Below are 21,608 nucleotides of genomic sequence, written 5' to 3'. Positions count from 1 at the left end.
AGGGATGGAGGGCGGCCCCGTGAGCGTCGCCCGTGCAGCCCTCATGGCCGCATGCGAACGAGCATTCTACCCGGAAACGGAAGTGAGGAAAGTGGGGATATTCCACGATGCTGGCACTGCGCTTTGACGGGGCTCACTTAAAATAGGGACGTTTTGCTCAACTTCAAGCCTTTGGCGACAGAAGTTAATCGTTGATTTAATGGGCAAAGCAGGGACAAAAGCAATGGGCGATTGAAATGGGAGCCATCTGCTACCATGGCGCCTCAGTCAGATAAGGTGTTGGATCATGGCATTTCGCCCACTTACGGCCAAGGCGCCCGCCGTTCTGTTACGCGAAGCCAGGCCGTTGAAAGCCATCCTTGGCCAGGCCCAACGTCTGGCCCATCTGCAACGCCTGCTCGAAAGCCAGTTGCAGCCCGCTGCCCGCGAACACTGCCATGTGGCCAAGTGGCGCGAAGGCGAGCTGTCGCTGGTGGTCACCGACGGCCACTGGGCCACGCGCCTGCGCTACCAGCAGAAACGCCTGCTGCGGCAACTGCAGATGTTCGACGAGTTCACCAGCCTGACACGGATCAAGTTCTCGGTGCGCCCTCCCGTCATCCAGCCCGGGCCGGCCGGAAACACGCTGGACCTGTCGACGGATGCCGCCGCGACCATTCAGTCGACCGCCGAAGGGATCAGCGATCCGAACCTGCGGGCGGCCCTGGAGCGCCTCGCGGCGCACGCCAGGACCAAACCCTGACGCTCCCGATCAGCGGCGCTTGCTGCCACCGAGCAACGATCCCATCAACCCGCGCACCAACTGCCGGCCCAACTGGTTCGCCGCCTGACGCATCGCCGATTTCAGCGCCTGCCCTGCGGCAGTGCCGAGGAATTCCCCGGCCTTGTCCGCCAGACTCGGCTCCTCTGCCGCCGGTTTACCGGGGATCGCCTCGGTTTCAGGCCCCAAGTGCTTGCGTCCCGTCAGGATCTCATACGCCGACTCACGGTCGATCGGCTTGTCATACCGCCCCTTGAACGGCGATCCGGCAATCAGCACCGTGCGTTCGGTCTCGCTCAAAGGCCCGATCCGCGATTGCGGCGGTGCCACCAGCACACGCTGGACCATCTCCGGCGTGCCCTTTTCCTGCAAGGTGCCGACCAGCGCCTCGCCGATCCCGAGTTCGGTCAATACCGACAACGTATCGAATGCCGGATTCGGGCGGAACCCGTCCGCCACCGCCCGCAGGGATTTCTGCTCTTTCGCGGTGAACGCCCGCAGTCCGTGCTGTACCCGCAAGCCCAACTGCGCCAGCACGCTATCCGGCAGATCGCCCGGCGACTGAGTGACGAAATACACCCCGACACCTTTGGAACGGATCAACCGCACCACTTGCTCCAGACGCTCCTGCAAGGCCTTGGGCGTATCGCCGAACAACAAGTGCGCTTCGTCGAAAAACAGTGCCAGCAGCGGTTTGTCGGCATCGCCCCGCTCCGGCAGTTGCTCGAACAGCTCGGCGAGCAACCACAGCAGGAACGTTGCGTAGACTTTCGGTGCTTCATGCACCAGACGACTGGCATCGAGCAGATGAATCCGTCCACGACCGTCGGCGGTCGGTTGCAGGATGTCTTCCAGTTGCAGCGCCGGTTCGCCGAACAAGGCTTCGGCCCCCTGTTGTTCGAGGACTGCCAGGCGCCGCAACAGCGCCTGACTGGAGCCGGTGGTGAACAACGCAGCGTCTTCGCCGAGCAGTTGCGGGTTGTCCTTGAGGTGGTTGAGCAGCGCTTTCAGGTCTTTCAGATCCAGCAGCAACAAACCTTCGCGGTCCGCCACCTTGAACGCCGCGTACAGCGCCGACTGCTGGCTGTCGGTCAGCTCCAGCAACGCGCCGATCAGCAACGGCCCCATTTCGCTCAGGGTGGTGCGCAGCGGATGACCGGACTCTCCGTGAATGTCCCACAAGGTGACGGGATAAGCCCTGGACTGGTAATTGAGCCAAGGCATGCCGGCGATGCGCTCGGCGACCTTGCCCTGAGGGTTGCCGGCAGCGCCGAGGCCGCACAGATCCCCCTTGATGTCGGCGGCGAACACCGCGACGCCGGCATCGCTGAAGGCTTCGGCCAGCCTTTGCAGGGTAACGGTCTTGCCGGTGCCGGTCGCGCCGGCCACCAATCCGTGGCGGTTGGCCAGGCGCATCGCCTGGGCGATCGGTTGCCCGGAAAGATCGGCACCGATAACGAGTTGCGAAGAGTCAGGCATTTGGTCACCCAATAGTTAATCTTTGTCGAGCATGGCCGATAGAGAGAAATGAGAGACCCGATCAAAAATCCGGTCTGAGATTTCCCTAAGGAGAGACGGAAATATCAGTGAGCTTTCACCCCTGCCCATTTTGCGCGCTCTTATAAAAGCACGCGCTGGACATTAAGACCTTAGCGGAACCCCAAGCCATGAACAAAAATCTACGCTTCAGCCATAAAATCCTGCTTGCCGCCGCCCTCATCGTCATTGCCGCCTTCGCCTCGTTCACGCTGTACAACGACTGGCTGCAGCGCAATGCGATTCGCGATGACCTGAACAACTACCTCAACGAAATGGGCGAGGTCACTGCCGACAACATCCAGACCTGGCTCAGCGGGCGCATCCTGCTGATCGAGAACGCGGCACAGAACATCGCTATCAATCCCGAACCGGCTGCTGTTGCCAGCCTGCTGGAACAAAAAGCCCTGACCTCGACCTTCATGGCGTCCTACCTCGGCGACGCCACCGGGCACTTCACCATCCGTCCGGACGCGAAGATGCCGGACGGTTTCGATCCGCGGGTTCGCCCTTGGTATAAGGGTGCCGAAAGCAGCAGCACCTCGACCCTGACCGAACCCTACATCGACGCGGCCACCGGCCAGACCATCATTTCCATCGCCACCGCCGCGAAAAAAGCCGGCCAGAGCGTCGGTGTGGTGGGCGGCGACCTGAGCCTGCAAACCCTGATCGACACCCTCAGCGCCCGGGACTTCTCCGGTATGGGCTACGCGTTCCTGGTCAGCGCCGACGGCAAGATCCTGGTGCACCCGGACAAAACGCTGGTAATGAAGTCGCTCAAGGAAGCCTATCCGCAGGACACGCCGCGCATCAGCAGCGATTTCAGTGAAGTCACTGCCGACGGCAAGACCCGCATCGTCACGTTCGCCCCGATCAAGGGCCTGCCGTCGGTGAACTGGTACATCGGCCTGTCGGTGGACAAGGACAAAGCTTTCTCGATGCTCAGCCAGTTCCGTACCTCGGCCGTCATCGCGACCGTGATCGCGGTGGCAATCATCATCGCCCTGCTCGGCATGCTGATCCGTATCCTGATCCAGCCGCTGCACGTCATGACCCGCGCCATGGAAGACATTGCCGACGGCGAAGGCGACCTGACCAAGCGTCTGACCATTCAGAACCAGGATGAATTCGGCGTGCTCGGCACGGCATTCAACCGTTTCGTCGAGCGCATTCACGGTTCGATCCGCGAAGTGTCGTCGGCCACCGGACAAGTCAACGAAGTCGCGCTGCGGGTCGTCGCGGCGTCCAACTCGTCGATGTACAACTCCGACCAGCAAGCTTCGCGCACCAACAGCGTGGCCGCGGCGATCAATCAGCTCGGTGCCGCGGCCCAGGAAATCGCCCGCAACGCCGCTCAGGCCTCGACTCAGGCGAGCGACGCCCGTGGCCTGGCCGAAGACGGCCAGCAAGTGGTGGATCGCAGCATCAAGGCCATGAACCAACTGTCGAGCATGCTCAGCGCTTCCAGCAGCAATATCGAATCGCTGAACAGCAAGACCGTGAACATCGGCCAGATCCTGGAAGTGATCACCAGCATTTCCCAGCAGACCAACCTGCTGGCGCTCAACGCCGCCATCGAGGCAGCCCGGGCCGGTGAAGCCGGTCGCGGTTTTGCGGTGGTAGCAGATGAAGTGCGCAACCTCGCCCATCGCACCCAGGAATCGGCGCAGCAGGTGCAGACCATGATCGAGGAGCTGCAGGTCGGCGCCCGGGAATCCGTCAGCACCATGAGCGACAGCCAGCGCCACAGCCAGGACAGCGTGGAAATCGCCAATCTCGCCGGCGAGCGCCTGAACAGCGTGACCCAGCGCATCGGCGAAATCGACGGCATGAACCAGTCGGTGGCCACCGCGACCGAGGAACAGACCGCCGTGGTCGAGTCGATCAACGTCGATATCACCGAGATCAATACGTTGAACCAGGAAGGCGTCGAGAACCTGCAGGCGACCTTGCGTGCCTGCTCGGATCTGGAACAACAGGCTTCGCGCCTGAAGCAACTGGTCGGCAGCTTCCGCATTTAAATTCGATAACCTGCCCTCTCCTCCCCGGAGAGGGACAGGCGCTTTCGCCCCCCTGCTCGATCCCGACCGAACATCTATTCTTGATAAAGGTCAACCGAGGGAGATCAACGAGCGGAGGGCCGTTCAACGTGCACATCGCCGACATCACCATGTTTTACGCCCCGGCCAGCGGCGGCGTACGCACCTATCTGGATGCCAAGCACCGTCGTCTGGGCCTCAAACCCGACATTCACCACAGCCTGCTTATTCCTGGCGCGCGTTACGGCGAGCAGGATGGCGTTTACAAGGTTCCCGCCCCGGCTCTGCCCTTTGGAAAGGGTTATCGTTTTCCGCTGCGACTGGCGCCGTGGCGTAACGTCCTGCACGACTTGCAACCGGATCTGATCGAAGTCGGGGATCCCTATCTCACGGCTTGGGCGGCGCTGGATGCACGCCGGCAACTGGACGTGCCGGTGATCGGCTTTTACCACTCCGATCTGCCGCTGTTGGCGAGCAACCGCATGGGCCACTGGGTCACACCGAATGTCGAGGCGTATGTCAGCCGGTTGTACGGCAACTTTGACCGGGTACTGGCGCCAAGCCGGGTGATGGCCGACAAGCTGCGCGGTCTGGGGGTGAGCAATGTTTTCGTCCAGCCTCTGGGGGTGGATTTGCAAACCTTTCATCCTGAGGCGCGTGATCCTGGGTTGAAGGCGGAACTGGGCATTGCCGAAGACGCCCGCCTGCTGATTTTTGCCGGACGCGGCTCCAAAGAGAAAAACCTGCCGGTGCTGCTCAAATGCATGCAGCGCCTCGGCCCGTGCTATCACTTGCTGCTGGTCGGCTCGGCGATGCCGGCGGCGGTCCCCGACAACGTCAGCGTAATCGATGGCTTCTGCCCGGCAGCACAAGTCGCGCGCTTGCTGGCCAGTGCCGATGCGCTGGTGCATGCCGGCGATCAGGAAACCTTCGGCCTGGTGATTCTGGAGGCAATGGCCTGCGGTACACCGGTGGTCGCAGTGGCGGCCGGAGCCTTCGAGGAAATCGTCAACGACGCCTGCGGCCTGCTCTGTGCACCGAACAATCCGCAAGCCATGGCCAATGCCGTACGCGAGCTGTTCAGCAGGGATCCTGCACGCCTGGGTCGACAGGCGCGCCAGCATGTCGAACGGCATTACGCCTGGGACAGAGTGGTCGACAGCCTGCTGGGCCACTATCACGCCGTGCTCGGTGATTCGGCAGCGCGGGTGGCCAATGGCTGAGATTCTCGAGCGGCCTGCCGTGTTGCTGGTGCTGCACGACGTGGCGCCTTCCACCTGGGCCGACTATCAAGCCTTCGTCGAGGCCGTTGACGGGCTGGGCAACGTCCCGATGACGTGGCTGGTGGTGCCGGATTTCCATCGACAGGCTGCAGTGGATGCCCATCCCCGGTTTTACCGGATGCTCGACGAACGTGTGGCGCGCGGTGACGAACTGGCCCTGCACGGCTGCTTCCATGAAGACATCGAGCCCGGCCCGCGAACCCCGCGAGACTGGTTCATGCGTCGGATCTACACCCATGAAGGCGAATTTTTTCAGCTGTCCCGGAATGCCGCGCTGTCCCGCCTTCATCCGGGCCTCGAGCTGTTCCGGCGCCACGACTGGCCACTGCACGGTTTCGTCGCCCCGGCCTGGCTGATGAGCGCAGGCACTCGCCAGGCCCTGGGTGAATTGCCGTTGCGCTACACCAGCGATGCACAGCACCTTTATCACTTGCCGGACTTCATTCCGGTCAAGGCTCCGGGTCTGGTCTGGAGCGCACGCAGTCCGTGGCGTCGCGGCCTGTCGAAACTGGTCAGCGAACAGCGTGAACAACGCTGGCGTCAGGCACCGGTGATTCGACTAGGCTTGCATCCGGTGGACATGCGCCACCGGTTTTCCCGGGATTACTGGTGGCAAACCCTTGAACGCCTGCTGGCGGACGGACGACAACCAATGACCAAGATCGACTGGCTGGGGCGACAAGGCACGCAACCGGAATACCCCGCATGAATCGCGGCATGCTGTTATTGATCGGCCTGCTGGCCGCAGTGCTGATTCCGGTTCTGCTGGGCGGCGGCGAAACCTGGGGACGCCTGCAAGCCTTCCCGCTGCACTGGCTGTTGCTCATGTTCGCCATGGTCCTGCTGTGCTGGGGTATCAACACCTTGCGCCTGCGGCTGTTGCTCGGCGATCAGCGGGACCGGGTCACGCCGCTGAAAAGCTTGGGCGTGGTGATGGCCGCCGAATTCGCCTGGTGCGCCACGCCCGGCGGCAGTGGCGGGCCACTGACGATCATGGCGCTGCTGGCCCGCAACGGTGTACGTCCGGCCCGGGGCAGCGCGGTGTTTGCCATGGATCAGTTGAGCGATTTGCTGTTTTTCCTCTGCGCCCTGAGCGGGATTCTGATTTATGCCCTGTTTCAGCATCTGAGCGACCGTATGGAATGGCTGCTGACGGTCAGCGCCGTGTCGTTGTTCGGCGGTCTGTTCAGTTGTGTGTTGGTGGCGCGCTATCACCGCCTGCTGATTCGCTGGAGTGGCCGGCTGCTGGCTCGCCTGAACGTTCAACCGGGCACGCGGCGACGCTGGGCACGCAAGCTGCTGCATTTTCTCGCGGCCTTCACCGACGCCCTGAAATTGCCATGGCCGACCCTGATCAAGGTTTTTGCCCTGGCGTGCGTGCATTGGCTGCTGCGTTACAGCGTGCTGTATCTGGCGTTGCGCGGATTGGGGGCGGACTTGCAGTGGGCCTGGACCTTTCTGATCCAGATGCTTTCGCTGGGAGCCGGCCAGTTCAGCCTGCTACCGGGTGGCGCCGGCGCAGCAGAGTTGACCTCGGCGGCATTGCTGACTCCGATGGTCGGCAAATCCACCGCCGCTGCGGCAATCCTGATCTGGCGCGTGGTGACCTATTATTTCTATCTGCTGGTCGGTGGCCCGGTCTTTGTGCTGATGCTGGGCCGACCGCTGCTCAAGAAGCTGCTGAGCGTCAGGCAGGCTTCCTGACGTCGTCCTGTTCTTCCTGAAGCTGCTCCCACAACTCGGCAGCGCCGGGAAACTCCGTGCCGTCCTCGGGCGTCATGTCATCCGGGTCATAGCGGCTCAGGCAGCCCTCACCCAAAGTGGCGGGCGCTTTGGAGGTGGCTTTCTCCAGTGGATCGCTCATCGACATTTCTCCGGGGCTGAAACAAAAAAAAGGGCCTGGAGCGATTGAACGCCCAGGCCCTTGTTTTTTCAACCGCAAAGCTTCGATCAGAACACCACGGTCTTGTTGCCGTGCACCAGCACGCGGTCTTCCAGGTGATAGCGCAGACCACGAGCCAGCACCATTTTCTCGACGTCACGGCCGAAACGCACCATGTCTTCGATGCTGTCGCTGTGGCTGACACGCACCACGTCCTGTTCGATGATCGGACCGGCGTCCAGCTCTTCGGTCACGTAATGGCAGGTCGCGCCGATCAGCTTCACGCCGCGCAGCGACGCCTGGTGATACGGTTTGGCGCCGACGAACGAAGGCAGGAAGCTATGGTGAATGTTGATGACCTTGTGCGCGTATTCGCGGCACATGTCCGGCGGCAGGATCTGCATGTAGCGCGCCAGCACCACCACGTCGGCATTGTGCTGCTTGACCAGGCGCGATACTTCATCGAAGGCCGGTTGCTTGTCCTGCGGATTGACCGGGACGTGGTAGTAAGGAATGCCGTGCCATTCGACCATGCTGCGCAGGTCATCATGGTTGGAAATCACGCAGGAGATCTCGCAGTCCAGTTCATCGCTGTGCCAGCGGTGCAACAAATCGGCCAGGCAGTGGGATTCGCGGCTGGCCATCAGCACCACACGTTTTTTCTGCTCGGTGTCGGTGATGCGCCAGTCCATCGAGAACTCTTCGGCGATCGGCGCAAACTTTTCGCGCAATACTTCGATACCGAAAGGCAGGGAGTCGGCACGGATTTCGTGACGCATGAAGAACCAGCCGACCTGATTGTCCGAGTGGTGGCTCGCTTCGGTGATCCAGCCATTGTGGGCTGCCAGAAAATTACTGACTTTGGCAACGATGCCAACGCGGTCCGGGCAAGAAATCACCAGCCGAAAAGTGCGCATGAGGGGGAAACTCCAGAACTTCGCAAAGGCGGCCATTCTAGCGACTGCGCCACAAAACTGCAGTATTCGTGAGCTTCAGCCCTCGTCGCGACTCGCTTCAGTTTTTTTGACACAGCCATACGTCAGGATCATGGCGCAACAACCGCCATGTACGAACAGGTGACTGTGAATATTCGTGAAGACTGCATCACATTATTTAACTGAACATTCAAATCAGCGCTTTTCGACGTAACTAATTCAAATAAAAACCCCGGCTAAATGTTTACTTGATGAAACAGCCTGACTATTATTGCCACACTGTCCCCTGCCATCGTGCACTCCTACATAAGGTAGTAATCATGTCCTTGATCAACGAATATCGCGCCACAGAAGAAGCAATCAAAGAGCTGCAAGCCCGTTTGAAGAACCTGTCGCAAGACGACAAACTGCAAGCGGAGCTGGAATTCGAAGGCAAACTGCGCACCCTGATGGGTGAATATTCCAAGTCCCTGCGCGACATCATCGCGCTGCTGGATCCGGATTCCAAAACCAAAGCCCCACGTGGCGGTGCGGTAAAAACTACCGGCACCAAGCGTGCACGCAAAGTTAAACAATACAAAAACCCGCACAACGGCGAAGTCATCGAAACCAAAGGCGGCAACCACAAGACTCTGAAAGAGTGGAAAGCCAAGTGGGGTGCTGACGTGGTTGAAGGCTGGGCGACCCTGCTGGGCTAAGCCGCAGCTCCTGTTGCAGTCCACCTGCGACAACAGAAACGCCAGCATTCGCTGGCGTTTTTTTATGCCTGTCATTCATGTGGCAGACATGTTCGATTTCAAAGATTCAAACGTTTGCGTAATGCCTGGACATAATTCCGCCATTCAACAAGCACCTCACTCTGCATCGGCGTCGCATTTAGCAACCATTGCTCCACGGCCTCTGCAAAAGATTCCAGGGTATTAGGAGCGCCCCATTCAGGGTCGGACAAGCGTTGTCGGCAAAAGATTTTCCAGCGTTCTTGCTCTTCGGAATTCAACGAATCCGGAAAGTTACGCGCTCGATATCGAAACAACAATTCAGGCAAACGTTCGTCATCGAACGGCCATTGTTCTCGCGCCAATTGCGCGGGATCTGCCGTCCTCACTTGCTCACATAGTCGCCGGTCTCGATCACCGATAAATCCGTGGTACAACTGTTGTTCGGGATCTTCACTCGGGGTGAAATCTTCGCTGGCATAAATCGCCGGGATCTTATCTTTCCAAACTTGGTGTGCGTCACTTAGTCGCAATGCTCGGGCCTGATAAAGCGCCATGTCCAGCCCCAGACGCCGCTGATCTTCGACACGCAGCACCGACAGCGGTGCAACCACCGGGCACTTGTTGATGTGAATCAGCTTGAGCGGCACCGGCAGTTCGCCCTCGGCCAATTCGTCTCGAGGGGTATACAGGCGCTGACGCAAGGTTTGCGCATCCAGATCGAGCAGGCCCTGCGGGTCCAGATGCAAATCACAGACAATCAGCGCGTTCTTGTTGCGCGGATGCCAGGCCAGCGGCAGCACCACGCCGACAAAACTGCGCGCCGCCGAGAACCGTCCGGAAATGTGCACCATCGGCTGCAACAGACGAATCTGATCCAGCACCTTTTGTTTGCTGCGCAGCTGAAACAGCCAGTCGTACAACCGCGGCTGCTTCTCGCGGATCAGCCGGGCTAGGGCGATGGTGGCGCGCACGTCCGACAAGGCCTCGTGGGCGTTGCCGTGATCGATGCCATTGGCGGCGGTCAGGCGTTCGAGCTTGAGCGTGACCCTGCCTTCGTCATCGGTGGGCCAGACCAGTCCGTCGGGACGCAACGCACAAGCGGCACGCACCACATCAATCAGGTCCCAGCGACTGTTGCCGCCCTGCCATTCTCGGGCGTAGGGATCGAAAAAATTCCGGTACAGACTGTAGCGGGTCATCTCGTCGTCGAAGCGCAAGGTGTTGTAGCCGGCACCGCAGGTGCCGGGAGCGGCGAGCTGGGCGTGGACCCGGGTCATGAAATCGGCTTCGCTCAAGCCCTGCTCGGCGAGGCGGCTCGGGGTAATGCCGGTGATTGCACACGCTGCCGGGTGCGGCAGGATATCTTCGCTGGGCCGGCAGTAGAGATTGACCGGTTCGTCGATTTCGTTGAGATCGTGGTCGGTACGAATCCCGGCAACCTGCAACGGGCGGTCGCATCGGGGATTGATGCCGGTGGTTTCGTAGTCGTACCAGAAGATGGAAGTCACGGGCGGTTCCTGAACTGAAGATCGGCAAAGTCTAGGCGTTCGACCGCCGTCGCGGCCAGCACGGCATCATTCAGGCACACTTGCCTGAGCGAAGGGCGATACATAGTTATGTCGTTTTCCCCCGTGAGGCTGCTAGCATCGGATTCACTCGTATCCCGATCCGGCAACATCAGGTAGCCCATGCTCGAGACCTCAGCACCGCAATGGAAAGCAACGCTGGACCCGCCCCTGGACACACGGCATCAGGTCGAAACGCCGGAAGGCATCGACCTGCCGCTGCGTCCCGCCGGCCTGATGGTGCGTGCCGTGGCGTTCACCATCGATCTGGTGTTGCGCGGACTGATCCTGGGGCTGCTGTTCATGCTGCTGGCACTGCTCGGCAAACTCGGCATCGGCCTGGGTTCGCTGCTGTTGTTCGCCGTAAGCTGGTGGTACATGGTGCTGTTCGAGGTGCTGCGCCAGGGGCGCTCGCCGGGCAAGCAGTGGATGGGCTTGCGGGTCGTTCACGACGATGGCACACCGGTAGGCTGGTCGGCCTCGCTGCTGCGTAATCTGCTGCGTTTTGTCGATCTGATGCCGTTCGGCTATGTCCTCGGCGCCCTCAGTTGCCTGCAACATCCTGCGTTCAAACGCCTCGGTGACATCGCGGCCGGTACGCTGGTGGTCTATAGCGAGCGTCCGCTCAAGCGTCCGTCATTGCCTGATGCCGAGCCTCGTCGCTCCCCCGTCCCGCTTACCCTGAACGAACAACGCGCCCTGCTCGCCTTTGCCGAGCGCCAGGGTGAACTGTCGACGGCACGGGTCAATGAACTCGCGGCGCTACTGGCCCAGCCGCTGCACATCAGCGCACCGAAAGCCGTCGGCGAACTCAATGGCATCGCCCGCGGACTGATGGGGCCGATATGAAGCAAAGCCTGTTCGAAAGTCGTCACAAGGCGGAATGGGAGCGTTTCACCCTCGCGCTCGAACGTCTGGAGCGAGGCAAGGACACCTCGCAAGTGGCCGATTTTCCCAAGGCCTACCGCCGACTTTGTCATCATCTGGCGCTGGCACAGGACCGTGGCTACAGCAGTTTTCTCATCGACTCGCTACAGCAGCAGGTGCTGCGCGGCCATCAACAGCTTTACCGTCATCGCAGCCGGCTCGGCGCCAACCTGCTGGGTTTTATCCTGGCCGGGCTGCCACGTCTGGTACGGGCCGAATGGCGCTTCGTGCTGGTCGCCGCGCTGCTGTTCTTCGGCAGCCTGATCGGATTCGGCGTACTGGTGTATCTGAATCCCGAACTGATCTACAACCTGATCCCCGCCGAGCAGGTACGCGAGATGCAGGGCATGTACGATCCGGTCGCCGGCCATCTCGGGCGCACTGCCGAACGCGCCGCCAGCGAAAACTGGGTGATGTTCGGCTACTACATCATGCACAACATCGGCATTGCCTTTCAGACCTTCGCCAGCGGCCTGCTGCTCGGAGTGGGCAGTGCGTTTTTCCTGTTCTACAACGGCCAGATCATCGGCAGCGTGGCCGGGCATCTGAGTGAAATCGGCTTCGGTCAGACCTTCTGGTCGTTCGTGATCGGTCACAGTGCGTTCGAACTCACTGCCATCACCCTGGCGGGTGCTGCGGGGCTGAAACTGGGCTGGGCGTTGATCGCACCGGGACGTCTGACGCGGGGCGAGGCTCTGAGGCACGCGGCGCGCCAGAGCGTACTGCTGATCTGCGGGGTGATGCTGTTCCTGCTGATCGCCGCGTTTATCGAGGCCTATTGGTCATCACGCACCGGGGTTACGCCGCAGACCAAATACCTGGTCGGCGCCGGGCTCTGGCTCTGCGTGGCGACCTATCTGCTGTTCGCCGGAAGGACTCGCCATGCGCCTGAGTGACGCCACCGTGGTGATCCGCCCGCGTACCACCTGGGAAGCCATGGACCTGGGCGTGCGCATGAGCCAGCAACACCGGCGTCTGTTGATGACCAGCTGGGCCATCATCACCCTTCCGCTGTTTGGGGTGCTCAGCCTGTTGTTTTGGGATTCGCCATCGCTCGCCGTGTTCATCTTCTGGTGGCTGAAACCCGCTTACGAACGTTTGCCGCTGTACATCCTGTCCAAAGCCCTGTTCGGCGAAACGCCCACCCTGAAAGAAGCGTTACGCCAATGGCCGCGCCTGCTCAAACCACAGCTGCTGGCCAGCCTGACCTGGCGACGCCTGAGCTTCAGTCGCAGTTTCCTGATGCCGGTGGTGCAGCTCGAAGGCCTGGGCGGCCTTGCCCGCCAGCAGCGTCTGCGGGTGCTGCTGCAACGCAAAGCCGGCGCGGCCCAGTGGCTGACGATCATCGGCGTCCATCTGGAAACGGCGCTGTGGATCGGACTGATGGTGCTGTTCTACCTGCTCCTGCCGCAGCAGGTCGCAACCGACTGGGACTGGCAGAGCCTGATCTTCGCCGCCGACCATCAATGGCGCTGGCTCGAACACCTGACCAATGCTTTCTATGCACTGGTGCTGGTGATCTGGGAGCCAGTCTACGTCGCCTGCGGTTTCAGCCTGTATCTGAACCGGCGCACGGTATTGGAAGCGTGGGACATCGAACTGGTTTTCCGCCGCTTGCGTCAGCGCCTGAACAGCAGCGCACTCGGTTTGCTGCTGGTGGTTTGCCTGTTGCTGCCGGGAGTGCCTTCAGCATGGGCCGCCGCCCCCGCCATCGCTCCGGATGCGCCACGACTACTGAATCAGCCACTGACCAGTCAGGCATCCCGCGACAGCATCGAGGCCTTGCTCGAACAGCCACCGTTCAAGAACAAGGAAACCGTCACCCGTTATCGCTTCGGCGAAGATCCTGCCACCGTCGAAAAGACCGAGGACAGCAAAGCCCCACAATGGCTGAAAACCTTGCTGGACCGGCTCGACGGTCAACACCTGAACGGGTTGGCCAAAGCCATTGAAGTGTTGCTGTGGGCCGTCGTGATCGGTGCACTCGGCTGGCTGATCTGGCGCTATCGCGAGCTTCTGCAAACGTTCGTCAGTCGTCGCCCGTCCCTGCCTGTGGGGATAAAACGGCCCGTGCCACAGCAAGCCTTCGGTCTCGACCTGAGCAGGGAAACCCTGCCCGACGACATCGCCGCCAGCGCCGAACAGCTCTGGCAAACCCGGCCCCGCGCGGCGCTTGGCCTGCTGTACCGGGCGTTGCTCAGCCATCTGCTGCACGACTTCAACCTGATCCTGAAACCTGCCGACACCGAAAACGAAGTACTGGCCCGGATCGAACACTTACAGCGTCCCGACCTGCTCGCCTATAGCCGTCATCTCACCGGCCACTGGCAGAACATGGCCTACGGGCACCGCGTGCCGGCGGCGCATCTGCAACAGGAATTGTGCGATGGCTGGCGGTCACTGTTCGGCCAGGGAGCTGCCCGTTGAACCGGCGCGCAATCGGGCTGATCGGCGCATTGAGTGTTGCCTTGTTGGGCGCGCTGGGCGTTTATCTGTACCTCAAGGCCACGCCTTACCAGGCCGTGGTCGATCACGGCCCGTCCCCCGCCGCGCAAGCCAATCCTTATCTGGCAGCGGAAATGTTTCTGCGCGGTCACGGGATAAACGTCGACCATGCCGAAAGTCTGACCGTATTGCCCGAAATCGATCCGCGCCAACACACCCTGCTGCTGCTGTTCAACGACCGCTCGAAAATGACACCGCGTCAGGTCGATCAGGTTTTGAACTGGGCCCGGGCGGGCGGACGTCTGGTGTTCGTCGCCGAGTCGCTATGGGATGAGAAGACCGGCCAGAGCAATGACCTGCTGCTCGACCGCGTGCAACTGCGTCAGTCCCTGAGCAAGGATCTGAAAGACCCACCACCGGATGCCGGCGAAGACCCTTACCCCAACCTGACCAAGCTCTATCTGGAAGACGAAGACGCCCCTGCCTACGCCGGGTTCGACACCGCGTTCCACCTTGAAGACCCGAAAAACCTCGCCCAGGCCTGGGCCAACAGCGCCAGAGCCACCCACATGATGCAACTGGTGTACGGAAACGGCACGATCACCGTGGTGACGGATGCCGACCTGTGGAAGACCCCGGCCATTGCAGAGCACGACAATGCCTGGCTGCTTTGGTACCTGAGCGCCGACACCGCCGTGACGCTGCTGTACAACGCCGAACACGACGGTCTGCTGACCCTGCTCTGGCGCTATTTCCCACAAGCCATCGTCGCCCTGTTGGCCCTGATCGGTATGTGGCTCTGGCATGCAGGTATGCGCCACGGCCCGGTGCAGGTGCCCGCCCCGAGCGGTCGTCGTCAGTTGATGGAGCACCTTCGCGCCAGTGCCGATTTCATCCTGCGTCAGAACGGTCAGCAGACCTTGCTGCAAGCCCTGCAGCAGGATGTGATGCGCCGTGCCCGACATCGTCACCCCGGTTTCGACCAGTTGAACGTCGCCGAACAATGGCTGGCGCTGTCACGTCTGTCCCGCCAGCCAACCCGCGCCATCAGCCAGGCCCTGAGCCCGGTACCGAAGCGGCGCCTGTCCAGTGCCGAATTCTGCCGTCAGGTCGCCCACCTGCAAGCCCTGAGGAACTCGCTATGACCGAACACATCGAACCCGGTTCACCCGGCCACGTGGCCCAGCAGCGCCAGCGCGCCACGCAGTTGGCCCAGGCAGTGCGCGGTGAATTGCAGAAAGCACTGATTGGCCAGAACTTGGTGATCGACGACGCGCTGACCGCGCTGATCGCCGGCGGCCATGTGCTGCTGGAAGGTGTTCCAGGACTGGGTAAAACCCTGCTGGTCAGGGCCCTGGCCAAATGCTTCGGCGGTGAATTCGCCCGCATCCAGTTCACCCCCGATCTGATGCCCAGCGACGTCACCGGCCATGCGGTCTACGACCTGCAGACCGAGCAGTTCAAACTGCGCAAAGGCCCGTTGTTCACCCACCTGCTGCTGGCCGACGAAATCAACCGTGCCCCGGCCAAGACACAAGCCGCCCTGCTGGAAGCGATGCAGGAGCGCCAGGTCACCCTCGAAGGCCGCGCCCTGCCGATCGCCCAACCGTTTATGGTGCTCGCCACGCAGAACCCGATCGAACAGGAAGGCACCTACCCGTTGCCCGAGGCCGAACTCGACCGCTTCATGCTCAAGGTGCGCATGGATTACCCGGATGCCGATCAGGAGCTGGACATGGTGCGTCAGGTCAGTCGCTCGACCCGCGCCGACATGCTCGACGTGCAACCGCTGCGCACGGTGTTGCAGGCCAGGGACGTGCAGGCCCTGCAACGCATCGCCAGTGATCTGCCGCTGGACGATCAGGTACTCGATTACGCCGTGCGCCTCGCCCGCAGCACCCGCACCTGGCCGGGGCTGACCCTCGGCGCCGGGCCGCGAGCGTCCATTGCACTGGTGCGCTGTGCCCGTGCCCGGGCCTTGTTGCGTGGCGGTGAATTCGTGATTCCCGACGACATCAAGGGCTGCGCGCTGGCGGTTTTACGTCACCGGGTGCGCCTGGCGCCGGAACTGGACATCGAAGGGCTGCAAGTCGATCAGGTGCTCCAGCAATTGCTCGACCAAGTGCCGGCGCCGCGCCTGTGAAACCCTCGCGCCTGTTGTTGATCTGGCTGGCGATCCTGCTGGCCATCGGCATTGTGCTGGGCGCATTGCAAGCGCTGGATGTCGAGGTGCCGTCGAGCCTGCTGTCGATCAACTGGGGTTTGTTGCTGGCGCTGTTTGTGCTGAGCCTGCTGGATGCGCTGCGCCTCAAGCGCCTGCCCTCGCCCCGCGTACATCGGCAACTGCCTGGCAGCCTGGCACTGGGCCGCTGGAGCGAAATCCGGCTGGAAGTCGAACACGACTTCGATCAGCCACAGGTCATTCAAATTTTCGACCATGTCCCCGACGGCCTGAGTTTCGAAAACCTGCCGCTCGACACCGAGCTGCAACCCGGCCAGCGCAGCCTGATCGGCTACCGCCTGCGCCCGCTCAAACGCGGCCACTTCACCTTCGAAACCTGCGAACTCAACCTGCCAAGCCCTTTCGGCCTGTGGTCCGGCAAACGCCTGCTGAACCTCACCGACCAGACCCGCGTCTATCCCGACTTCGCCCGCGTTTACGACGGTCAGTTGCGGGCGGTGGACAACTGGCTCAGCCAGCTCGGCGTACGCCAGCGCCAACGCCGTGGCCAAGGGATGGAGTTTCATCAACTGCGGGAATTTCGCGAAGGCGACAGCCTGCGCCAGATCGACTGGAAAGCCACCGCCCGCCATCGCACACCGATTGCCCGGGAATACGAAGACGAACGGGATCAGCAGATCATCTTCATGCTCGATTGCGGACGGCAGATGCGCAGTCAGGATGGAGAGCTGTCGCATTTTGATCATGCGTTGAATGCTTGTCTGTTGTTGAGTCATGTGGCGTTACGGCAGGGGGATGCGGTGGGATTGAGTACGTTTGCCGGCGATCAGCCGCGCTACGTTGCTCCGGTCAAAGGGGCCGGGCAACTGAATGTGTTGCTCAATGGAGTTTACGACCTCGACAGCACACAACGACCTGCTGATTATCCGGCGGCGGTAAATCAGTTGCTGGCGAGGCAAAAACGCCGGGCGTTGGTGGTATTGGTGACCAATATTCGGGATGAGGATGATGAGGGGCTATTCAGCTCAATCAAACGCCTGAGCCAGCAACACCAAGTACTGGTCGCGAGCCTGCGCGAGGAACTGTTCGCCACGCTACAGCACATGTCGACGCAATCCTTGTCGGAGGCACTGACCTATTGCACCTCAGTGGATTATTTGAATGCACGGGAACAAATTCATGAACGCTTGAGGACTTATGGAGTCCCCGTACTGGACACTCGCCCCTCAGAGCTGGGGGGCGAGTTAGTGTCGCATTACATAAGCCTGAAAAAAGCCGGGATAGCTTGACGAAATTCATACTCGACTCAATAACAACCTCAAGAAGAAGGCTGCCCGTGAAACCGGATCCGAACGGTCTCTTCGTCGAGTACGTTATTTTTTTCATCCAGGATGAAAACACGAATCACCTTATAGCCCACCATGCCTTCCGAAGAGAAAGATCTGCCTACCCTTCCATCCGAACCGGAAAACGTTTTTTCCAACGGCTTACCATACCTCTCCCAATATATTTCCTTACCCGCGATCGGTTCTCCATCAAGGAGAGAAACGACTCGGAACTCAATCGGAGCGAGCTCATCTATCGGGTAGTCACCTCCACCCTTGAATTCGGCCATCATTCTCAAAGGCTTCGAAACGCGGAATGTAACCGCCATCACATCCCACCCCACCAAACTTCCCCGCACCATGGCCAACAACTCGTTCTCTCCTGCCTCCTCGATTCTGAATTTACAGGCTGCAACGCCCTGGCTATCCGTCAACGAGGAACGCAGTAGCTTGTTCTGCAACTGCCACATCACTTCGACACCGGGAAGCGACGCGCCGCTATGGCTTGAAACCACCCGGGCCTGGGCTGTCACCTCCTGACCTAAATTTGGTGCCGAATCGGGCACTGTAAGTTCAGCTATGAGCCTTGGCTGTTCGACGGTATATCGCAATGTAAGGGACGTCGACTGATCACCACTCTCCCCTGCCCTGACTGTCAAAATCCCCAAGCCTGCGTGCGTCGGTTTGAAACGCACGCGGGCCTCGCCGTAGTAGTTGGTGGTTGCATGGATTGTCTGCTGAAAGACGCTTTCAAAAGCCACTTTCACCCCGGCCAATCCTTTGCCGGTGATACTGGAAACGATCCTGACCAAGGCATGAAAATCGCTCCCCCACTCCAACGTCTCAAGAGATTTTTCCTGAAGTAAAATTTTCAGGGTTGAGGAGCCTTCCCCCAAAGACATCGGTTGTTTTTTCGAAAGCTGCAATACTCTGGAGGCGGCTACTTGCAGGGAACAACTTGCATCCTCTACATCTCCGAAGTCGAGCGAATATTCCAAACCCTTTTCGCCGAGCTTTTGCCAGTCTCCCCACCCTACAGGCCCGATTCCAATATCAAGCGCTTGCGGCCCTTTATAGGATTGAAATCCTATAGCCACGCATTGATCCCTCAAGGCACTGTCGTGGGTGAACAACCGCAAATGATGTTTGCCTTTACGGCGTGGGAACACCGTCTCGCTGCCAAACAGCGTTTCCGCTCCCCCGTCAAAAGACATTCTGAGTGAGCCCAATGGATTGGCAGCCACGGTCTTGATCTGGAACGACTGCGTAGCCCGCGTGCCGTCATAAGCACTGAAAACAGACGCCTCGATTTCCTTCGACCCCGCTGCGGCAGGTGCCGAGCGATGGTATGCCCAGCCTCGGGGATCCGTTGGCGAGGATCTCGATGTGCGTCCCTGCTCCACCCATTCAACCACCGCCCCCTCAACCGCCTGACCGGTGAAGCGGGAGAACAACCGAAGGCCAACGACGGCACTTTCATCCAATGCCTCGACCGGATCCACCGCGGCTTCGCGGGCTGCCCCAAGGTCAAGCTTGTAATGTCCCAACTGCATCGGCTTCGCCGCTGATTCAAGTCCCAGTAAAGCAATAGCCACTGCCCATGAAAATGCTCCCGCCTCAGTGCTTGCACTGCAATCGAATGACCACAACACGCCGCCCGCCGTAACGGGTTGAATCTCGCTCGGCGCAGGAGAAACGACAATACCGAGCGGGGGCCCCATCCAGATTGCATCCATCGGCAACCCCACCAACGGACTCAATGCATGAGGTAAAAACCGCAACCGGTGTAACGCCCCGATACACGGATGAAAGGGCTCGCCATCCAGTTCTCCCTGGATCTGATCGAGCATCCATTGCCCTTCATCAGCAAAATTTCGGGACACTACCCGACCGGACAACTCACGCTTGGACGTCAGTTGATCGCTGTGCAGATCCAGACCAAACCGAATGCTCTGGTCACCCGCCGTCAAGGTCCAGCGCAGGCCCTCTGCCGGCAATACACGGGGCGTTCCCAAATCCGGTTCAGCCGTCAGCCCTTCAATGGGCACTCCATTGCGCGAGTTCAAGGTGATTGGCTTGCCGATCAGCGTGCTACCGGGTGAAGGTATCAGGGACAGAACAGGCGACGCTCCTCGCCAGCACACCAACCCTACGGTGGGCTCAACAGGTACACCGTCAAGCGTCATGTCCAATAGACCCTTCCAAGGGCTGCTCGCCTGGGCTTCCATTTCGAACGTATGGGTCAAAGGTTGATCACTCCCGAGAACCGGCACGAGGGCGACGATGGAATATTTCCCTGGCTCAGTGAATGTATGCAGCACACTGGCCCAACCGTCCAAGCCAGTACGGTTGACGATCTCTGAGCCCGGAATCTGCCAACGAACCTCGGCCCCGATCACCGGCTCACCGCTAATGGCGGCCAGCACCTGGATCCACACCTGAACACTTTCCCGCTCATCAACCACTGGCGATTTGTCGGCTTCAACGACTTGACCGATCTTCAGTCGATTGCGTGCCAACAACATCAAGTTCGAGGGCGAAGGCCTGAGTAGCCTGGAGCATCTGAGCTGCATTCCAAACTGACCATCTTTTTTGTCGCCGCAGTCAAAGTCCCAAGTGGTCTGTCGCCCAGTGATCGGGACTGGCGTCGACTCGGCGGGCGCTACCGTTGTATCCAACTCTGTCAATGGATCGCCATTGGTGGACAACGACATCTCGGTTCCAATCAAAGGACTATCTGCCGGTAGATCCAACGTCGCCTTGTACCGATACCCACGATCCGGGAATCCGGTTTTTTCGCCCCACTGTGCGGCCGTCATCCCTTCGAAGAGAGCCTTAGCCTCTTTCCATGGGTCCATCTCATGCACCAAGACTGGTATCGACTGTTTGATTACCCCTGACGTGTAGTACCGACTTTCAACCGAGGCCGTGATGTCGTGCAACCCGTGATCTGCAGGTTTATAAAGTAAACGGGCCCACCCCTGCGCATCCGTCTTGATAATGTCCAGCGTGCGTCCCGCCAGAGTGAACGTCACGTCGCGGTTCGACACCGAAGCATTGGTGTAGTGGGAAATTATCCGCACCCCCACCGTCACTTCCTCCGAATATTCAAGAACCGGGTCATGGGACGCTTGTTGTAGCTCGGCGATTGCCAGTCGGTGATGCCCCAGCGAAGCCGGGATGGAACAGGTTTCGGCGGTGTACTCATTACGCAGTTGCAAGGTGAGTTCATAGTTCTCCTGGTCCGGCTCCGGACAATGCAGCAGCCATTCAGCCTCAATCGGCTGATCTTCACCCATGGCTGGCTGACTGGTGATTGCCTCCTGAGGATTGTCGATAATCCCCAGAGCGGCCATCGTTCCCCACCAAGGATTGCCCGCAACCGGCTGCACGCTAAAGTGATGACAATATTCGCCTTTTGCTCCCAGACACAGATACAGCTTGTCACCCTCCTTGATCGTCTGTTCATCGAGCTTCAGATATTCCGCCACCAGCGGTTCCAGAACCATCAGCAATTCGATACGGGTGATACTGACCGAACCACGAACACCTGTCGGATTGGCTGGGCTGCTCACGGTGACAATTACCTTGTCACCTTCCTCTATAGCCAGTCCGACGGGAACCTCCATTTCTTTGAAATTGATAACCCGGTCTTCTTGCCCGGTATGACTTGGCGGTACAAACGAAGAGTCGGGTAATAGCTCGATCAGCTGCCGCTCTCCAGTTCTTTCATTGAGAATTTCCACACCGCCGGGTTCCGGGTGTTCGGTTAAATAAAGAAAGCGCAAAGAATAGGCTGCTGTTGCACCCGAATATCTTGGCAAAACCAGCGGTTGAGAAAACGCCGCCTCGTTCATGATCAACAGATACCTGATTTCCTCTCCATTCCATTCACCTTTGGGCCGATCACGGGCCCCCTTCTTGTTATACGTCCAATGGCTGTAACCCTCCATGAACTTGCCATTGAGTACAAAGCTCTTGTCCGCACGCGTAGCATTATTACCAATCAT

General features: G+C 60.0%; 18 protein-coding genes and 1 pseudogene. 13 read left to right on the top strand and 6 right to left on the bottom strand.

Annotated features, from left to right (window positions below; translation table 11 throughout):
* The first annotated feature begins 286 nt into the window (after window positions 1-286).
* Window positions 287-742 (top strand): DUF721 domain-containing protein, encoded by a 456-nt coding sequence (locus ACK6BI_RS19610; protein WP_409318371.1) that lies wholly within the window; start codon window positions 287-289, stop codon window positions 740-742.
* A 9-nt stretch (window positions 743-751) separates the two neighbouring features.
* On the opposite strand, the gene ACK6BI_RS19605 is transcribed toward ACK6BI_RS19610, so the two are convergent.
* A complete protein-coding gene (locus tag ACK6BI_RS19605) occupies window positions 752-2,239 on the bottom strand; it encodes a helicase HerA-like domain-containing protein (protein ID WP_409318370.1) in 1,488 nt (495 codons plus the stop codon).
* Window positions 2,240-2,427: 188 nt separating this feature from the next.
* On the opposite strand from ACK6BI_RS19605, the pseudogene ACK6BI_RS19600 reads away from it, so the two are divergent.
* The 5 genes and pseudogenes from ACK6BI_RS19600 to ACK6BI_RS19580 all read left to right on the top strand — a co-directional run.
* A pseudogene (locus ACK6BI_RS19600) lies at window positions 2,428-3,459 on the top strand (cache domain-containing protein); the annotation flags it as partial.
* A gap of 93 nt (window positions 3,460-3,552) precedes the next feature.
* Window positions 3,553-4,317, top strand: a complete 765-nt coding sequence (locus ACK6BI_RS19595; protein WP_371320922.1) for a methyl-accepting chemotaxis protein — start codon at window positions 3,553-3,555, stop codon at window positions 4,315-4,317.
* 128 nt (window positions 4,318-4,445) lie between these two features.
* Complete coding sequence (locus tag ACK6BI_RS19590; protein ID WP_409318369.1) at window positions 4,446-5,558, top strand: glycosyltransferase family 4 protein; 1,113 nt, start codon at window positions 4,446-4,448, stop codon at window positions 5,556-5,558.
* A complete protein-coding gene (locus ACK6BI_RS19585; RefSeq protein WP_409318368.1) occupies window positions 5,551-6,327 on the top strand; it encodes a DUF2334 domain-containing protein in 777 nt (258 codons plus the stop codon). The genes ACK6BI_RS19590 and ACK6BI_RS19585 overlap by 8 nt, the downstream gene beginning before the upstream one ends.
* On the top strand, window positions 6,324-7,322 hold the full coding sequence (locus tag ACK6BI_RS19580) for a lysylphosphatidylglycerol synthase transmembrane domain-containing protein (protein ID WP_260520738.1): 999 nt from the start codon (window positions 6,324-6,326) through the stop codon (window positions 7,320-7,322). Before ACK6BI_RS19585 ends, ACK6BI_RS19580 begins: the two co-directional genes overlap by 4 nt.
* Here ACK6BI_RS19580 and ACK6BI_RS19575 read toward each other — a convergent pair.
* Both ACK6BI_RS19575 and purU read right to left on the bottom strand, forming a co-directional pair.
* Window positions 7,306-7,482, bottom strand: a complete 177-nt coding sequence (locus tag ACK6BI_RS19575; protein ID WP_409318367.1) for a hypothetical protein — start codon at window positions 7,480-7,482, stop codon at window positions 7,306-7,308. The two genes, ACK6BI_RS19580 and ACK6BI_RS19575, sit on opposite strands and share 17 nt — an antisense overlap.
* 86 nt (window positions 7,483-7,568) lie before the next feature.
* Entirely contained in the window at window positions 7,569-8,417 is an 849-nt protein-coding gene (gene purU, locus ACK6BI_RS19570; protein WP_409318366.1) for a formyltetrahydrofolate deformylase, read from the bottom strand.
* Between the two features lie 338 nt (window positions 8,418-8,755).
* On the opposite strand from purU, the gene mvaT reads away from it, so the two are divergent.
* Window positions 8,756-9,133: a histone-like nucleoid-structuring protein MvaT gene (gene mvaT / locus ACK6BI_RS19565; RefSeq protein ID WP_409318365.1), complete on the top strand. Its 378-nt coding sequence runs from the start codon at window positions 8,756-8,758 to the stop codon at window positions 9,131-9,133.
* A 98-nt stretch (window positions 9,134-9,231) separates the two neighbouring features.
* Here the strand turns inward: mvaT and sbcB are convergent, their stop codons facing one another.
* Entirely contained in the window at window positions 9,232-10,662 is a 1,431-nt protein-coding gene (gene sbcB, locus ACK6BI_RS19560; RefSeq protein ID WP_409318364.1) for an exodeoxyribonuclease I, read from the bottom strand.
* Entirely contained in the window at window positions 10,659-10,844 is a 186-nt protein-coding gene (locus ACK6BI_RS19555) for a hypothetical protein (protein WP_409318363.1), read from the bottom strand. Before ACK6BI_RS19555 ends, sbcB begins: the two co-directional genes overlap by 4 nt.
* Here ACK6BI_RS19555 and ACK6BI_RS19550 point away from each other — a divergent pair.
* The 6 genes from ACK6BI_RS19550 to ACK6BI_RS19525 are packed head-to-tail and all read left to right on the top strand — an operon-like array spanning window position 10,843 to window position 17,562.
* Window positions 10,843-11,568 carry an RDD family protein gene (locus tag ACK6BI_RS19550; protein ID WP_409318362.1) on the top strand — a complete coding sequence of 242 codons (726 nt, stop codon included), beginning with the start codon at window positions 10,843-10,845 and terminating at the stop codon, window positions 11,566-11,568. The two genes, ACK6BI_RS19555 and ACK6BI_RS19550, sit on opposite strands and share 2 nt — an antisense overlap.
* On the top strand, window positions 11,565-12,542 hold the full coding sequence (locus tag ACK6BI_RS19545) for a stage II sporulation protein M (protein WP_409318361.1): 978 nt from the start codon (window positions 11,565-11,567) through the stop codon (window positions 12,540-12,542). The genes ACK6BI_RS19550 and ACK6BI_RS19545 overlap by 4 nt, the downstream gene beginning before the upstream one ends.
* Window positions 12,529-14,073 carry a DUF4129 domain-containing protein gene (locus tag ACK6BI_RS19540; protein WP_409318360.1) on the top strand — a complete coding sequence of 515 codons (1,545 nt, stop codon included), beginning with the start codon at window positions 12,529-12,531 and terminating at the stop codon, window positions 14,071-14,073. The genes ACK6BI_RS19545 and ACK6BI_RS19540 overlap by 14 nt, the downstream gene beginning before the upstream one ends.
* Window positions 14,070-15,236 (top strand): DUF4350 domain-containing protein, encoded by a 1,167-nt coding sequence (locus ACK6BI_RS19535; protein WP_409318359.1) that lies wholly within the window; start codon window positions 14,070-14,072, stop codon window positions 15,234-15,236. The genes ACK6BI_RS19540 and ACK6BI_RS19535 overlap by 4 nt, the downstream gene beginning before the upstream one ends.
* Complete coding sequence (locus tag ACK6BI_RS19530) at window positions 15,233-16,234, top strand: AAA family ATPase (protein ID WP_409318358.1); 1,002 nt, start codon at window positions 15,233-15,235, stop codon at window positions 16,232-16,234. The genes ACK6BI_RS19535 and ACK6BI_RS19530 overlap by 4 nt, the downstream gene beginning before the upstream one ends.
* Window positions 16,231-17,562, top strand: a complete 1,332-nt coding sequence (locus ACK6BI_RS19525) for a DUF58 domain-containing protein (RefSeq protein ID WP_409318357.1) — start codon at window positions 16,231-16,233, stop codon at window positions 17,560-17,562. The genes ACK6BI_RS19530 and ACK6BI_RS19525 overlap by 4 nt, the downstream gene beginning before the upstream one ends.
* Before the next feature lie 29 nt (window positions 17,563-17,591).
* On the opposite strand, the gene ACK6BI_RS19520 is transcribed toward ACK6BI_RS19525, so the two are convergent.
* Window positions 17,592-21,608 carry a hypothetical protein gene (locus tag ACK6BI_RS19520; RefSeq protein ID WP_409318356.1) on the bottom strand — a complete coding sequence of 1,339 codons (4,017 nt, stop codon included), beginning with the start codon at window positions 21,606-21,608 and terminating at the stop codon, window positions 17,592-17,594.

Origin of the sequence: Pseudomonas sp. KCJK9016, from assembly GCF_046231795.1 — a bacterium.
GTDB lineage: Bacteria > Pseudomonadota > Gammaproteobacteria > Pseudomonadales > Pseudomonadaceae > Aquipseudomonas > Aquipseudomonas bananamidigenes.
The sequence above is the reverse complement of the archived record's forward strand: the minus strand, read 5'-3'. Positions and strand labels throughout refer to the sequence as shown.

Excerpts from the sequence above, each read along its gene's own strand:
- ACK6BI_RS19610 (WP_409318371.1), top strand. The coding sequence starts at position 287 with ATGGCATTTCGCCCACTTACGGCCAAGGCGCCCGCCGTTCTGTTACGC.
- ACK6BI_RS19605 (WP_409318370.1), bottom strand. The coding sequence starts at position 2,239 with ATGCCTGACTCTTCGCAACTCGTTATCGGTGCCGATCTTTCCGGGCAA.
- ACK6BI_RS19595 (WP_371320922.1), top strand. The coding sequence starts at position 3,553 with ATGTACAACTCCGACCAGCAAGCTTCGCGCACCAACAGCGTGGCCGCG.
- ACK6BI_RS19585 (WP_409318368.1), top strand. The coding sequence starts at position 5,551 with ATGGCTGAGATTCTCGAGCGGCCTGCCGTGTTGCTGGTGCTGCACGAC.
- ACK6BI_RS19580 (WP_260520738.1), top strand. The coding sequence starts at position 6,324 with ATGAATCGCGGCATGCTGTTATTGATCGGCCTGCTGGCCGCAGTGCTG.
- ACK6BI_RS19575 (WP_409318367.1), bottom strand. The coding sequence starts at position 7,482 with ATGAGCGATCCACTGGAGAAAGCCACCTCCAAAGCGCCCGCCACTTTG.
- purU (WP_409318366.1), bottom strand. The coding sequence starts at position 8,417 with ATGCGCACTTTTCGGCTGGTGATTTCTTGCCCGGACCGCGTTGGCATC.
- mvaT (WP_409318365.1), top strand. The coding sequence starts at position 8,756 with ATGTCCTTGATCAACGAATATCGCGCCACAGAAGAAGCAATCAAAGAG.
- ACK6BI_RS19550 (WP_409318362.1), top strand. The coding sequence starts at position 10,843 with ATGCTCGAGACCTCAGCACCGCAATGGAAAGCAACGCTGGACCCGCCC.
- ACK6BI_RS19555 (WP_409318363.1), bottom strand. The coding sequence starts at position 10,844 with ATGGGCTACCTGATGTTGCCGGATCGGGATACGAGTGAATCCGATGCT.
- ACK6BI_RS19545 (WP_409318361.1), top strand. The coding sequence starts at position 11,565 with ATGAAGCAAAGCCTGTTCGAAAGTCGTCACAAGGCGGAATGGGAGCGT.
- ACK6BI_RS19540 (WP_409318360.1), top strand. The coding sequence starts at position 12,529 with ATGCGCCTGAGTGACGCCACCGTGGTGATCCGCCCGCGTACCACCTGG.
- ACK6BI_RS19530 (WP_409318358.1), top strand. The coding sequence starts at position 15,233 with ATGACCGAACACATCGAACCCGGTTCACCCGGCCACGTGGCCCAGCAG.
- ACK6BI_RS19520 (WP_409318356.1), bottom strand. The coding sequence starts at position 21,608 with ATGATTGGTAATAATGCTACGCGTGCGGACAAGAGCTTTGTACTCAAT.